12 protein-coding genes and 1 riboswitch are annotated in these 13,541 nt (G+C 67.3%); of the genes, 3 read left to right on the top strand and 9 right to left on the bottom strand.

Translation table 11 applies throughout. The features are described 5' to 3' along the window. Positions 1-28: 28 nt before the first annotated feature. The 3 genes from ACN9MV_RS12620 to ACN9MV_RS12610 all read right to left on the bottom strand — a co-directional run bounded on the left by ACN9MV_RS12620 (position 29) and on the right by ACN9MV_RS12610 (position 4,505). The gene (locus tag ACN9MV_RS12620; protein ID WP_426392494.1) at positions 29-1,558 is read right to left on the bottom strand and encodes a PepSY domain-containing protein; all 1,530 of its coding nucleotides are present in this window, start codon (positions 1,556-1,558) and stop codon (positions 29-31) included. An 11-nt stretch (positions 1,559-1,569) separates the two neighbouring features. Then, positions 1,570-3,753, bottom strand: coding sequence for a TonB-dependent receptor (locus ACN9MV_RS12615; RefSeq protein WP_426392492.1), 2,184 nt, complete (start codon positions 3,751-3,753; stop codon positions 1,570-1,572). 132 nt (positions 3,754-3,885) lie between these two features. Then, positions 3,886-4,183: riboswitch (cobalamin riboswitch) on the bottom strand. A gap of 79 nt (positions 4,184-4,262) precedes the next feature. After that, a complete protein-coding gene (locus tag ACN9MV_RS12610) occupies positions 4,263-4,505 on the bottom strand; it encodes a hypothetical protein (RefSeq protein ID WP_307614444.1) in 243 nt (80 codons plus the stop codon). Between the two features lie 142 nt (positions 4,506-4,647). On the opposite strand from ACN9MV_RS12610, the gene ACN9MV_RS12605 reads away from it, so the two are divergent. Further along, on the top strand, positions 4,648-5,052 hold the full coding sequence (locus ACN9MV_RS12605) for a hypothetical protein (protein WP_093052597.1): 405 nt from the start codon (positions 4,648-4,650) through the stop codon (positions 5,050-5,052). Positions 5,053-5,075: 23 nt separating this feature from the next. Here the strand turns inward: ACN9MV_RS12605 and ybaL are convergent, their stop codons facing one another. The 3 genes from ybaL to phbB all read right to left on the bottom strand — a co-directional run bounded on the left by ybaL (position 5,076) and on the right by phbB (position 9,074). Continuing rightward, positions 5,076-6,785 (bottom strand): YbaL family putative K(+) efflux transporter, encoded by a 1,710-nt coding sequence (gene ybaL, locus ACN9MV_RS12600; RefSeq protein ID WP_093052600.1) that lies wholly within the window; start codon positions 6,783-6,785, stop codon positions 5,076-5,078. 81 nt (positions 6,786-6,866) lie between these two features. Beyond that, entirely contained in the window at positions 6,867-8,210 is a 1,344-nt protein-coding gene (locus ACN9MV_RS12595; protein WP_093052603.1) for a dicarboxylate/amino acid:cation symporter, read from the bottom strand. 126 nt (positions 8,211-8,336) lie between these two features. Next, the gene (gene phbB / locus ACN9MV_RS12590) at positions 8,337-9,074 is read right to left on the bottom strand and encodes an acetoacetyl-CoA reductase (protein WP_093052606.1); all 738 of its coding nucleotides are present in this window, start codon (positions 9,072-9,074) and stop codon (positions 8,337-8,339) included. A 204-nt stretch (positions 9,075-9,278) separates the two neighbouring features. On the opposite strand from phbB, the gene ACN9MV_RS12585 reads away from it, so the two are divergent. Beyond that, entirely contained in the window at positions 9,279-9,926 is a 648-nt protein-coding gene (locus ACN9MV_RS12585; protein WP_426392488.1) for a DJ-1/PfpI family protein, read from the top strand. Next, a complete protein-coding gene (locus tag ACN9MV_RS12580; protein WP_426392486.1) occupies positions 9,923-10,444 on the top strand; it encodes a CinA family protein in 522 nt (173 codons plus the stop codon). Before ACN9MV_RS12585 ends, ACN9MV_RS12580 begins: the two co-directional genes overlap by 4 nt. Before the next feature lie 4 nt (positions 10,445-10,448). Here ACN9MV_RS12580 and ACN9MV_RS12575 read toward each other — a convergent pair whose 3' ends face one another. From ACN9MV_RS12575 to ACN9MV_RS12565, 3 genes are read right to left on the bottom strand one after another with little or no spacing between them, the layout of a single operon-like run. Then, positions 10,449-11,468, bottom strand: coding sequence for a tripartite tricarboxylate transporter substrate-binding protein (locus ACN9MV_RS12575; RefSeq protein WP_426392484.1), 1,020 nt, complete (start codon positions 11,466-11,468; stop codon positions 10,449-10,451). A gap of 31 nt (positions 11,469-11,499) precedes the next feature. Next, on the bottom strand, positions 11,500-12,354 hold the full coding sequence (locus ACN9MV_RS12570; protein WP_426392482.1) for an HpcH/HpaI aldolase/citrate lyase family protein: 855 nt from the start codon (positions 12,352-12,354) through the stop codon (positions 11,500-11,502). Then, complete coding sequence (locus ACN9MV_RS12565) at positions 12,351-13,532, bottom strand: CaiB/BaiF CoA transferase family protein (RefSeq protein WP_093176508.1); 1,182 nt, start codon at positions 13,530-13,532, stop codon at positions 12,351-12,353. The genes ACN9MV_RS12570 and ACN9MV_RS12565 overlap by 4 nt, the downstream gene beginning before the upstream one ends. Between the last annotated feature and the right edge of the window lie 9 nt (positions 13,533-13,541).

Genomic DNA, 13,541 nt, shown 5'->3' with positions numbered 1-13,541 from the left:
CACCGCAGTGCGAAAGTTGATTGTTGGTTCATGGGCCTGCTTGCGCAAGCCCCTTCGATATGGCCAATGGTCGAGGCTTGCGCCGCAGCCGTCGCCAGCCGATCACGACGCCGCTGGCCGAGGCCACGGTGCCGACGATGGAAAGCAGCCACACCACGAGGTCCCAGGCCGGCCGGTACTGGATGAGCCAGGGAAAGTCGAGGCTGTGCGCCGCATTGAAGAGCCAGCGTCGCAGCCTCGAATTGCTGTCGTTGCTGCCGGCGACCTGCCCGCTGGCCGGGTCGATGTAGATCCAGCTGTGCGCGGGGTCGTCGAACTGCAGCCGCCACACGGGCACGGTGCGCTCGCGGTGGTGGCCGTACCAGTGAAAGTCTTCGCGGGTCTGCAGCGTGGCCTGGGTGATGGCGCCGGGCCGCAGGCGGGCGGCGGCGCGCAGGATGTCGTCCTTGCCGATGACGGCGGGGCCACCCGTGGCCGCATCGACCACCCGCACGCGCGCCTTCGCGTCGCGCAGCTGCAGCAGCGGCTTGCCGTCGAACCACAGCAGCACGGCCTCGCGCGGTGCGGCCTCGCCCTCGCCCGACGGCAACACCGCTGGCGGCCAGGGGAACGGCGACTTACCGGCACCCGTGTAGCGCGCCATCGCAGCCGCGCCGCCCGGCCCGCGCTGGAACCAGCCATTGGGGTTCATCGACAGCCAGCCGCTGATGATCCATGTCAGCACGAAGAAGCCGCCGATCAGCCCCGCGATGTGGTGCCAGGCCATCCATCCGTTGTACGGCGTGACCGCGCCATTGCGGAACCTGCGCCGCAGGCGCACCCGCAGGATGCCGATGACGATGCCCGTCACGGCCGAAACGATGCAAGCCGCCGACAGCCACACCACCACGTCGTGCCACAGCGGCGGATCGGCGCGCAGTGGCGTGAAGTAGATCCAGTGCGGCACGGAGCCCAGCCAGTTCCAGAAGCGCTCCAAGCGCGTGGTGTCGCGCACCACTTCGCCGTTTCGCTGCGACACGTACAGCTCGGTGCCGGCCGCGTCGCCGACTTCGATGCGGTGCAGCGGACGCAGCGGGTTCAGGCCCTGCGGCACGGTCCACTGGTCGCGCTCCAGTGTCTCGGCCCAATGCGCACTCGCATGGCCCGAGAAGGCCCGTGCGATGGTTTCGGCCTGCGCGGCATCGACCGGGCCGGGCACATGGCCGTCGCGCGCCGAGACCGTGTGCCGGCCTCCGCTCGCATCGACGATGCGCCATACGGGCTCGGCGTTGATGCCGCCCTGCATCTCCAGCACCATGCGCCGCGGCTGCACGCGGGCCGCCTGCGGCAGCGCGTCGAGTGCAGCGGTTGGCGACACCGCCGCCTGCTCGAAACGCAGCGGCGCCAGCCCCGCAAGTCGCTCTTCGTCCGTGAGGTTGGGATACCCCACGTACATCATCACGACGCCCGAGACGAACCACATGACGAACAGCAGGCAGCCGCCGATGCCCAGCCACCGGTGCGTCCAGTAGAGCCAATGCCGGATGCCCGGCCAAGCGCGGCGCCATGCGGAAGTCATGGGAGCGCCGATCAGAAGTTGACCAGAGCCGACAGCTCGAACGAACGCGGGCGGCCCAGCAACCACTGGTTGCCGCCGTTCGAGAACGACACCGCATAGCGGCGGTCGGCCAGGTTGTAGGCGCGCAGCGCAAGCTTCAGCGAAGGATTCGCCTGCCAGCTCACGCCCGCATCGGCCACCGTGTAGGAGCCGATCTTGCGCGAGTTGGCCGTATCGACCTGGCGTGGTCCGACGTAGCGCACGCCGAAATCGGCCTCCCACTGCGGCAGGAAGCGCCAGTTGAGCCAGAGATTCGCGGCATCTTCTGGCACGCCAGTGGGCGTGTTGCCCGCGCGCGAGACAAGGCGCCCGCTGACGACTTCGTTGAAATCGTCATAGCGCGCGCGCAGCTTGGCCACGTTGGCTTCGAGCCGCAGCGTCGAGGTGAGCGCCAGGTCGAGCGTGGCCTCGATGCCTTCGGACGACTGCTTGCCGATCTGCTGGGTGATGGTCGGATCGGTCGCGTCGCGCGAGAGCAGCTTGGTCTTCTCGATGCGATAGGCCGCCACGGTCCAGGCCCCGCGGTTGTCGGCCAGCTGGCGCTTGTAGCCAACCTCGACCTGCCGGCCGGTGCTGAGCTCGAACGGCACCTGCGTGGCCGAGGTGGAGATGAGCGAGGTCAGCGGGTCTGCCGCGCGCGCCACCTGCGCATAGAACGACTGCGACACATCGGGCGCATACACCACGCCGAGGCGGCCGGTGGCGTACTCGAAGGTCTTGCCGAGGTTGTTGGCCGCGTTCTGCAGGTCGGTGCGTGCCACCTTGGCGTGGTCCCAGCGCAGGCTGCCCACCACCGACCACTGCTCGTTGAAGGCCAGCTTGTCTTCGGTGAAGAAGGCGTAGGTGTCGGTCTTGGTCCGGTAGCGCTGTGTGTAGGCCACCGGCGACACGTAGTAGCCGGGATTGAAGTTGAACGGGTCGACCACCGAACGACCGCCGTAGGGCGTGTCGCTCGAATTCAGGAAGTTGATGTGATTCGCGTCGAAGCCCACCAGCACCTGGTTGGCCAGGCCGAACAGGCTGTGCTTGAAGGTGGCGTCGGTGCGGTTGCCGATCTGCTCCTGGTCGTGGCCGATTTCCAGGTAGTCGCCGCGCGTCACGCGCCGCGTGGTGGCGCTGTAGGTGTAGGTCTCGCTGTCGCGCCAGTGGCGCTTGCTCTCCAGCCGGTAGAGCTGGTTGCGCACGGTGACGGCGCTGTTGGGCGTCCACTGGGCGTCGAGCCGGGTCCACTTGTCGCGGTACTTGATTTCCGAATCGTCGACGTTGTAGTTCTGGCGCAGCGTCTGGCTGCTCAGGCGGCCGTCGATCAGCGGCACGCCGAAGTAGCGCTGCGGCGACTGCCGGCCCTCGTCGTGCGACAGCGTGAACTGCAGCTGCGGCGACACGTCGAGCCGCACGGCCGCGCCCACGGCCAGGCTCTCGGCCTGCCCGCGCTGCATGAAGCCGTCGGTCTGGCGGTGGCTGATGTCGAAGCGGTAGGAGAGCTTGTCGTTGATCGCCCCGCCGCTGCCAAAGGCCACCTGGCGGGTGGCGTCGGAGCCCACCGTGACCAGCGCCTCGTTCTGGATCGGGCCGCGCGTCGGCTTCTTGGGCACCACGTTGATGGCGCCGCCGATGGCACCCTCGCCGTACATCACCGAGGCCGCGCCGCGCAGCACCTCGATGCGGTCGACAGACCAGGTGTCGAACGGGAAGGTGACGGTACCCGCGCCTGCGTAGAGGCGCGTGCCGTCGAAGAGCTGCATCACCGAGCCGTGGCCCGAGAAACCGCGCGCCACCATCGCGGTGCCGCCATTGCCGGGGCCGGGCGTGCCGGTGATGCCAGTGGCGCGGGTGGCGGCATCGATCACCGAGACGTCGCCGCGTGCGCGGATGGTGTCGCCCGTCAGCACTTCGATGCTGGCCGGCGTTTCCAGCGGCGTGAGGCCGAGGCGGCTGCCGGTGTGCGAGGGTTCGTCGATGGCGAGCGGGGTATGCCGTTCGGCCTCGACCTGCACCGGCTTGAGGGTCTGGCCCGCATTCGCCACTTCACCCGACGACTGCGCGAAGACCGCGGAAGGCCCGAAAACCAACCCCAGACCCAGTGAAAGACCCGAAAGGCGCGTCCAACGCAGCGGCGCACCCGTGCGATCGCGCGCTGGCGATGCATGACCCATGTGACTTCTCCTCCGACCTGCGTCCCCGCAGGCTCCTGACCGATAGAGGACGCGGCGGAAGAGGCGAAGGGACTGCGACGGTACGCGCGAGCGCGAAGCGGTGGCAGGCCCGGACACGCACTCCCGCAGCGTCCGAAGGCGGTTGCAAAGGCCGGTATCCGGGCTTGCGGAGCGCCGCGGCGTGCCAATCAATCAATGAATGGATGCACACCGCGGCCGAAACCCTCGCCTTCCCACGCCGAAGCGCAGTGGCTGCCCGTGCCGTCTGGGAGGCATGAGCGTGAGGGTTTCCAGATCCGCTGACCGTTGCGGGGGCAGCGCAGGAGTTGCAGCGTCAATCAATCAAGAATGAACGACGCGGCGCACCTGCTTCCCGTTTAACCCCGTGGCCATGAGATGGCGTGCGGGGCACCTTCGAACCGTGTTGCCTGGCGGGATTAATAAGAATTAACACACCAGAACGGCGGGATTATAGGGAGAGGCCTTCCGCCGAAGGCCTCTGATGGGCCTCAGGCAGGCCTTCCGTCGGGTCCGAACAGCCGCCGCATCACGGCCACGCCCGCCACCAGCGCGTTCGAATAGGTGGCATAGGGATCGTGGGCTGCCTCCAGCGGCACATAGACGTGGGAGGTCTCGCCAGGCGTGTCGTCGACCGCCTCCATCAGCACCCAATAGAACTCGCCCGCCTCCAGTTCATGGACGGTGAGCGCGATGTTTCTCGATGAGGGCATGTAGGTAAGAGTGGCTGACAAGGTTGTCGGTTCTTTTTTGAATGGGCGGGGTACGCACGCGGTTGACAGTGCTTTCGGGTTTCTCCTACAGAGCCCGGTGCCGGTGCGACCTAATGTTGTAGTCAGGGACCTTTCAGAAGCCTTTCCAAGAACAGGAGGCAGCATGAAGCATTTCACTCTTGAACCGGGCATGCGATCGAGCATCGGCGGGGCCTTTTACCCGACCGGCTACTCGATGGTGATGTTTCCGAGTGCGGAAGACGCCGACCGCATCGGCCACCGCCTGATCGAAAAAGGCATGAGTGGCGACGAGGTCTATCTGCTGCCCGCGCAAACGGTGCTGGCCGAAATCGCCCCGACCGCGAAGACATCCGACAACCCCCTGCCCTCCGCCGGCACCGACGCCGCGACGGTACGCGCCTATACCGAGTTGGCGCGCGACGGCCACACGGGCCTGCTGGTGAGGACAAGAGACGGCGCTGCCGCCGAACGCCTGATGGAACTGGTGCGCACCGTGCCCTATTCCATCGCCCAGCGCTACCGCACGCTGGTCATCGAAGACCTCTGAGAAGAAGAGGAAAGCGGGCGTCTTCAAGCCGGCACGGCCATCGACACGGCGCGCTGGACCACATCACGGGCCATGGCCTGGGCGAGTTCGTGCTCGCCGAGGAACACGGTGGCAGAGGTTTCCTGCGTGAGCAGCCGGGCCTCCTGCTCGTTGTGGCTGCGGATCACGGTCTGGATGGTGGGGTTGAGCGTGCGCGCCGTCTCCATCATCTGGCGCACGTTCATGGCGTCGGGCGTAGCCACCACCAACACGCGGGCGCGCGCGATGTGCGCCTGGATCAGCACCGCCGGGTCGGCCGCGTCGCCCCACACGGCTGGCGTGCCGGCCTCGCGCAGCTTTTCGACAAGCTCGCGGTTCTGCTCGGCCACCACGTAGGGAATGTCGTGCGCGTCGAGTTCGGCCGCAATGCGGCGCCCGACGCGGCCGTAGCCCACCAGCACCACTTGCCGCGAGAGGTACTTGGCCTCAGTGGTCATGGGCAGTTCGGCCAGCGGGTCGTCGCGCGATTCGAGCCCGCGCGCGAAGGACGAACGGGCATGGAGCCACTTCTGCATCGGCCCGATCAGGCTGAACCACAACGGGTTGGTGGCAATGGAAATCAGCGCACCCGCCAGCACCAGGCTCTGGCCCTCCACCGGCAGCAGGCCCAGCGACACGCCCAGCCCGGCCAGGATGAACGAGAACTCGCCGATCTGCGCCAGGCTGGCGCTCACCGTGAGCGCCGTGCCCAGCGGGTAGCGGAACACCAGCACCAGCGCGCAGGCCGCAAGCGACTTGCCCAGCACGATGACCAGCACCACCGCCAGTACCTGCAGCGGCCGCTCGATCAGCACCGAGGGGTCGAACAGCATGCCGACCGACACGAAGAACAGTACCGCGAAGGCGTCGCGCAACGGCAGCGACTCTTGCGCGGCGCGGTGGGCAAACTGCGACTCGCGCATGACCATGCCGGCGAAGAAAGCGCCCAGCGCAAACGACACGCCGAACAGCGCCGCCGAGGCAAAAGCGATGCTCACGGCCGCGGCCACCACGCACAGCGTGAACAGCTCGCGCGAGCCGGTCCGCGTGACCTGCCAGAGGATCCACGGGAACACGCGCCGCCCCACCACCAGCATCAGCGCCACGAAGCCGCCGACTTGCAGCAGCGTGAGGCCCAGCGTCTGCCACAGCGGATCGGCCGGCCCGGCCTGCTGCGCACCCTGCCCGCCCAGCGTGCCCGCCAGCGGCGGCAACAGCACGAGCACCAGCACCATCGCCAGGTCTTCGACCACGAGCCAGCCGACGGCGATGCGGCCCGTAAATGAATCGAGGATGCCCAGGCTTTCGAGCGCGCGCAGCAGCACGACCGTGCTCGCCACCGACAGCGCAAGCCCGAACACCAGTGCCGCGCCGGGGCTCCAGCCCCACCACAGGGCCAACCCACCGCCGAGCAGCGTGGCCACGCCGATCTGCGCGATCGCGCCGGGCAGTGCGATCTTGCGTACGGCCAGCAGGTCGTCGAGGGAAAAATGGAGGCCCACGCCGAACATCAGCAGCATGACGCCGATTTCGGCAAGCTGGGCGGCGATTTCCGCGTCGGCCACGAAGCCCGGTGTGAACGGGCCGATGATCACGCCCGCCAACAGGTAGCCGACCAGCGCGGGCAGCCGCAGCTTGGCTGCCAGGAATCCGAACACCAGCGCCAACCCCAAGCCGGCGGCAATCGTGTTGATGAGGGAGACGCTGTGGGGCATCGCTCCATTTTGCAGGAACGATGTCTGCCCTTTTATTTCACACGGCCATCTTGTTCGGGGCCCGGCTGTCGTGCCGAGCGATCAGCCGGCCATCTTGCTGGTGCGAGCGGCATCCAACGTCTCGGGCTCTTGCGCCTCTACCCAAGTCTCGTTGTTGAGCCCCGCCTGCAGCCGCGTCTCGTCAAGCTCGTTGGTCCACTTGGCAACCACGATGGTGGCGACGCCATTGCCGATCAGGTTGGTGAGCGCGCGCGCCTCCGACATGAAGCGGTCGATGCCCAGAATGAGCGCGAGCCCCGCCACCGGCACGTGGCCCACCGCCGACAGCGTGGCCGCCAGCACGATGAAGCCGCTGCCGGTAACGCCCGCCGCGCCCTTCGATGTGAGCAGCAGCACGGCCAGCAGCGTGATCTCCTGCGTGAGCGTCATCGGCGTGTTGGTCGCCTGGGCGATGAACACGGCCGCCATCGTCAGGTAGATCGAGGTGCCGTCGAGGTTGAACGAATAGCCCGTGGGAATCACGAGGCCCACGCAGGTCTTGTTCGCGCCCAGGTTCTCCATCTTCTCCATCATGCGCGGCAGCACCGATTCGCTCGACGAGGTGCCCAGCACGATCAGCAGTTCTTCCTTGATGTACTTGATGAACTTCCAGATGCTGAAGCCGTGGAACCTTGCAATGAGCCCCAGCACCACGAAGATGAACAGCAGGCAGGTCAGGTAGAACGTGCCCATCAGCTTGCCGAGCGAGAACAGGCTGCCCAGGCCGTACTTGCCGATGGTGAATGCCATCGCGCCGAAGGCACCGATGGGTGCCAGCTTCATGATGTAGTTGACGATGCCGAAGAGCACGTGCGAGCCCTTCTCGATCACGTCGAACACCAGCGTGCCGCGGCCGCCGAAGCGGTGCAGCGCAAAGCCGAACAGCACAGCGATCAGCAGCACCTGCAGGATCTCGCCCTTGGCGAACGCGTCGACGAGCGTGTTGGGGATGATGTTCAGGATGAAGTCGACCGTGCCGGTCATCTTGCCGGGGCCGGTGTAGGAGGCGATCGACTTGGTGTCGAGAGTGGCCGGGTCGACGTTCATGCCCGCACCGGGCTTGAGCACGTTGACCAGCACCAGCCCGACGATGAGCGCGATGCTGCTGACGACCTCGAAGTACAGCAGCGCCAGGCCGCCGGTCTTGCCGACCTTCTTCATGTCTTCCATGCCGGCGATGCCCACCACCACCGTGCAGAAGATGATCGGCGCGATGATCATCTTGATCAGCTTGATGAAGCCGTCGCCCAGCGGCTTCATCGCCTCGCCGGCCGCGGGATAGAAGTGGCCGAGCAGCACGCCGATGATCACCGCGGTGATCACCTGCACGTAGAGCGAACGGTAGAGCGGGAGCTTTCTGGCGGGTGTGCTTGTTGTGTTTTCCATTTTTGCCTCCGGAGGGTTGGACACTGTAGGACGCGTGTTGGCGGCTTTCTATCCGTGGAACCCGCATCGATCAAATGAAAAAACCCGCCGAAGCGGGTTTTGTCGATCAGGTGCAGGTCAGCATGCTTAATGCATGTGCAGGCCGCCGTTGACCGAGAAGTCGGCCCCGGTGCTGTAGCCGCCTTCGTCGGTGGCGAGCCACGCGATGATCGAGGCGATTTCACTCGGCTCGCCCAGGCGCTTGACCGGGATGGTGGCCACGATCTTGTCGAGCACTTCCTGGCGGATGGCCTTGACCATGTCGGTGCCGATGTAGCCCGGGCTCACGGTGTTGACCGTCACGCCCTTGTTGGCCAGCTCCTGCGCCAGCGCCATGGTGAAGCCGTGCATGCCGGCCTTGGCCGCCGAGTAGTTGGTCTGGCCCGCCTGGCCCTTGGCGCCATTGACCGAGCTGATGTTGATGATGCGGCCCCAGCCCTTTTCGACCATGTCGCCCACCACCTGCTTGGTGACGTTGAACATGCTGTTGAGGTTGGTCTCGATCACTGCGCTCCAGTCTTCGGGCGTCATCTTCAGGAACATGCGGTCCCGCGTGATGCCGGCGTTGTTGACCAGCACATCGATGGCGCCATGCGCTGCCTTGGCGGCAGAGAAGGCCTCGACAGTGGATTGCCAGTCGCCGACATTGCCGACCGACGCGTGGAACTCGAAGCCTTCGGCTTTCTGTTCGGCCAGCCACTTGGCGTAGTCGCGCGTGGGGCCGCAACCGGCGATCACGGTGAACCCGTCCTTGTGCAGACGCTGGCAGATGGCTGTTCCGATGCCACCCATGCCCCCGGTGACATATGCAACTTTCTTGCTCATAAGATTTCCTTTGTGTACGTAGCAAAAGCCTGAACGGCCGCCTTCACTCTAGCGAGTTTCAAGCCTGCGTCCTCTGAGGAAAACACTGAGCCAAGCTTGCAACCAGCTGTCACGAAGAGCGGCCTTCGTGCCCAGCCTCTATCCTCGCACTGTCTGTTCTTGTGCAAGCCCGTGCAAGCGGCAACACCCAAGGAGTTCGAAAGTATGAATTTCGGGATCATCGTCTTCCCCGACGTCGAGGAACTCGACTTCGTCGGCCCTTGGGAAATGCTCACCATGTGGAGCAAGCTGGCCGCCGGTCCCGAACACTGCCTGATCGTGGCCGAAAAGCGCGAACCGGTGGTCTGCGCCAAGGGCCTGTCCATCAACCCGCACGTGTCCTTTGCCGATTGCCCGCCTCTCGACTGCCTGCTCGTGCCCGGCGGCATGGGCACGCGCCGCGAGGTCGACAACCCCGCCATGACGCGCTTCCTGGCCGACCAGGCACCGGGCTGCCAGGCGCTGATGTCGGTGTGCACCGGCGCTTTCGTGCTGCACGCGGCGGGGCTGCTCTCGGGCAAGACCGCGACCACGCACTGGGGATCGCTGGACCGCCTGCGCGCACTGGGCGACGTGAAGGTGGTCGAGCAGCGCTTCGTGCGTGACGGCAACGTCTGGACATCGGCCGGGGTATCGGCCGGTACCGACCTGATGCTGGCCTTCATCGCCCATACCGCGGGCGAGGAAGCCGCAGCCCGGGTGCAGCTGCAGGCCGAGTACTACCCGGCGGACACGATCTACGGAGACACGGCGAGCCATGAGCGCGCGCCGGCGTACGTGAAACGGCCCGGCTCCCGTTTCCAGGCGCCATGACCGCACCCTCGCTTCCCGAACCGCTACCGGTGCTCGCCGCGCGTATCGGCGAAACGCTGCGCGCACGGGGCCAGACGGTCTCGGTCGTCGAGTCTTCCGCAGGCGGCCTCGTGTCGGCTGCGCTGCTCGCCATTCCGGGCGCATCGGCCTACTTCCGCGGCGGCGCCGTCGTCTATTCGCGGCGCGCCGGCCGGGCGCTGCTGGGCCTGACCGCGGAAGACATGACCGGCATGCGCGGCGAAACCGAGCCCTACGCCCTGCTCGTCGCAGGCCGGATGCGCGACACCCACCACACCACCTGGGGCATCGCCGAAAGCGGCGCGGCCGGCCCGTCAGGCAGCCCGTACGGCGATGCCCCGGGGCACGTGTGCATCGCCGTGGTCGGCGCGGTCACGGTGAGCCGCACCATCGAGACCGGCGACAGCGACCGGCCGGCGAACATGGACGTGTTCGCGCGGCACCTGCTCGCTCTGTTCGACGAGACGCTGCGGGCTCAGCCGGAGCCGCCGCCCGCCTGAACAATCAATCCGCCTGGACACCCGCGGCGCGGATCACCTTGCCCCACTTCGCAACCTCTGCCGCGAGGTGCGTACGCAGGCTTTCCGGCGTCTGCTTGTCCAGCGGCACGATTTCCGAGCTGAGTTCGGCAAGCCGGTGCTTGACCATGTCGTCCTGCAGCGCGGCGCGCAAGGCGACGTTGAGCTTCTCGATCACGGCGGGCGGCGTGCCCTTGGGCGCATACATGCCGTGCCACACCCGCACGTCGAAGCCCTTGAGGCCCTGCTCGTCCAGCGTCGGGATGCTGGGCATGCTCGACAGGCGCTGCGGCGTGGTCACTCCGAACACCTTCACGCGGTTGCCGTCCTTGATGACCGGCGCGGTCTGCGTGGTCTGGTCGCACAGCAAATCAACCTGCCCGCCCATGAGATCGTTGAGCGCCGGGCCGGCGCCCTTGTACGGCACGGTCGTCAGCTGCACGCCGATCTGGTTCATGAACAGCAGGCCGCACAGCTGCGACACCGCGCCCACGCCCGCATTGGCCAGCGTGACCTTGTCCTTGTTGGCCTTCACGTAGGCCAGCAGCTCCTGGTAGTTGTTGGCCGGGAAGTCCTTGCGCGACAGCAGCGTCATCGGCACGTCCAGCACCTGGCCGATGTACTCGAAGTCTTTCAGCGGGTCGTAGTTGAGCTTCTTGTAGAGCGCGGGCGCGGTGGCCATGCCCATGTGGTGGATGAGGATGGTGTAGCCGTTGGGCGCCGCCCTGGCCACCCGCGTGGGTGCGATGGTGCCGCCCGCGCCCACGGTGTTCTCGACGATCACGGTCTGGCCCAGCGACTTGCCCATGGGAATGGCCAGCATGCGCGCCACCACGTCGGTCGGGCCGCCGGCGGAGTACGGCACGACCATAGTGACGGGCTTGTCGGGCCACGCGGCTTGCGCAATGGCGGGCGATTGCAGGGCGAACAGGCAGGCACCGGCCGAGGCCGCGAGCAGGGTCTTGAATTTCCAGGTCTTCGTTTTCGTCGTCTTTGTTGCTGTCACTTCTTTGTCTCCTATGGTTATGGGTGTTCTGTCAGGGCGCCGGTTGGTCTTCGAGCGCCAGCAGGCGTTCGGCCAGGCGCACCACGGGCGCGTCGACCATCCGCCCGTCGAGGCTGACCACGCCGCCGCCCGATGCTCGGATGGCGTCGACCACGCGACGGGCCCACGCCAGTTCGTCGGCGCTGGGGCCGAGCGCGGCATGCACCGGCGCGACCTGATCGGGGTGAATGCACAGCTTGGCGCCGAAGCCGCCGCGCCGGGCGCGTGCGGTGTCGGTGGCCAGCCGCTGGGCGTCGCGCCAGTCTGGCGTCACGCCGTCGATGGGCGCGGGAAGGTTGGCGCGGCGCGAGGCGAGCAGCAATGCGAGTCGCACCGGCACCAGCTCGGCTTCGTCCGCGTCGCAGGCCAGGCCGATATCGGCCTGGAAATCGAGATTGCCGAACGCGAGCCGCAGCACCTGCGGGCCGGCCGCGAGTTCATCGACTGCCGCCAGGCCCGCGGCCGATTCGATCAGCGGCACCAGCACGCCCTGCGGACCGACGGCCCCGGCCAACCGGGACAGGTCGGCCGTGCGCTCCGCTTTCGGCAGAACGACGCCAGCAATCAGGCCTTGCGCTGCCAGCACGCCTGCCTGCACGCAGTCATCGTCATGCCACGGCGTGCCGGCTGCATTGACGCGGACCAGCAGGCGTTGCCGGTCGGCGACGGGCAGCGCGGCGAACGAGGCGGCGAGCGCCTCGCGCGCCGCCGCCTTGCGTTCGGGCGCCACCGCATCCTCCAGATCGACGATCACGCCGCCCGCCCCGGTGGCCAGCGCGCGCGCATGGCGCTCGGGCCGGTCGGCAGGCACGAAGAGAAAGGCGCGTGCCAGGGCGAGCGCGCTCACACCGCCCTCGCCTCGCGCAGCGCCGCAATGTCCGCCTCGCTGCGCCCAAGGCCGCGCAGGATCGCCTCGGTGTGCTCACCGACCGCCGGAATCGGGTCCATGCGGTAGTCGAACGCACTCTGCCGGCCAGCCGGCAGCAAGGCCGGAATGTCGCCCGCCGGCGAACCCACCTGCCGCCAGCGCTCGCGCGCCTGCAACTGCGGATGCGCCCACAGGCCGGCCATGTCGTTCATGCGGGCGTTGGCGATCTGCGCCGTGTCGAGCCGCTCCAGCACCTGTGCCGTGCTCAGCGCGCCGAAGGTCTCGACGATGATCGCGCGCAGGGCCTCGCGGTTTTCATTGCGCCGTGCGTTGCTGTCGAAGCGGGCATCGGTTGCGAGCCCTGCCTGCAGCAGCACCTTCTCGCAGAAGGTGCGCCACTCGCGCTCGTTCTGCAGGCCCAGCATCACAGTGCCGCCATCGCCGGCGGGGAACGGCCCGTAGGGATAGATGGTCGCGTGCGAAGCGGCGCTGCGCGGCGGCGGCGGCGCGCCCTCGTAGGCGTAGTACATCGGGTAGCCCATCCACTCCGCGAGCGATTCGAGCATCGACACGTCGATGTGCGAGCCCTTGCCGGTCTTGCCGCGCTGGAGCAGCGCCGCGAGGATGCCGGTGTACGCATACATGCCCGCTGCGATGTCTGCGATGGAATTGCCCGACTTGCACGGATCGTCCGGCGTGCCCGTGACCGACAGAAAGCCCGCCTCGCTCTGGATCAGCAGGTCGTAGGCCTTCTTGTCGCGGTACGGCCCGTCTTCGCCGTAGCCCGAGATGTCGCAGACGATGAGCCGCGGATGCTTCGCCTGCAGCACCTGCGCGCCGAGCCCCATGCGCGCGGCGGCGCCGGGCGCGAGGTTCTGCACCAGCACGTCGGCATCGGCCACCAGCTCCTGTAGCACGGCGAGCGCGGCGGGTTGCTTCAGGTCAAGCGTGAGGCTTTCCTTCGAGCGGTTCACCCACACGAAGTGCGAGGCCTCGCCGTGCACCCGGGCGTCGTAGGCCCGCGCGAAGTCGCCCACCTCGGGGCGCTCCACCTTGATGACGCGCGCGCCGAGGTCGGCCAGCTGGCGGGTGCAGAACGGCGCGGCAATCGCGTGCTCGAGAGAGATGACGGTGATGCCGTCCAGGGGTCTTGTCATGTGTCGGTT

Source organism: Variovorax sp. R-27 (genome assembly GCF_049913215.1).
Taxonomy (GTDB): domain Bacteria; phylum Pseudomonadota; class Gammaproteobacteria; order Burkholderiales; family Burkholderiaceae_C; genus Variovorax.
This window is presented reverse-complemented; position numbering and strand designations above follow the sequence as displayed.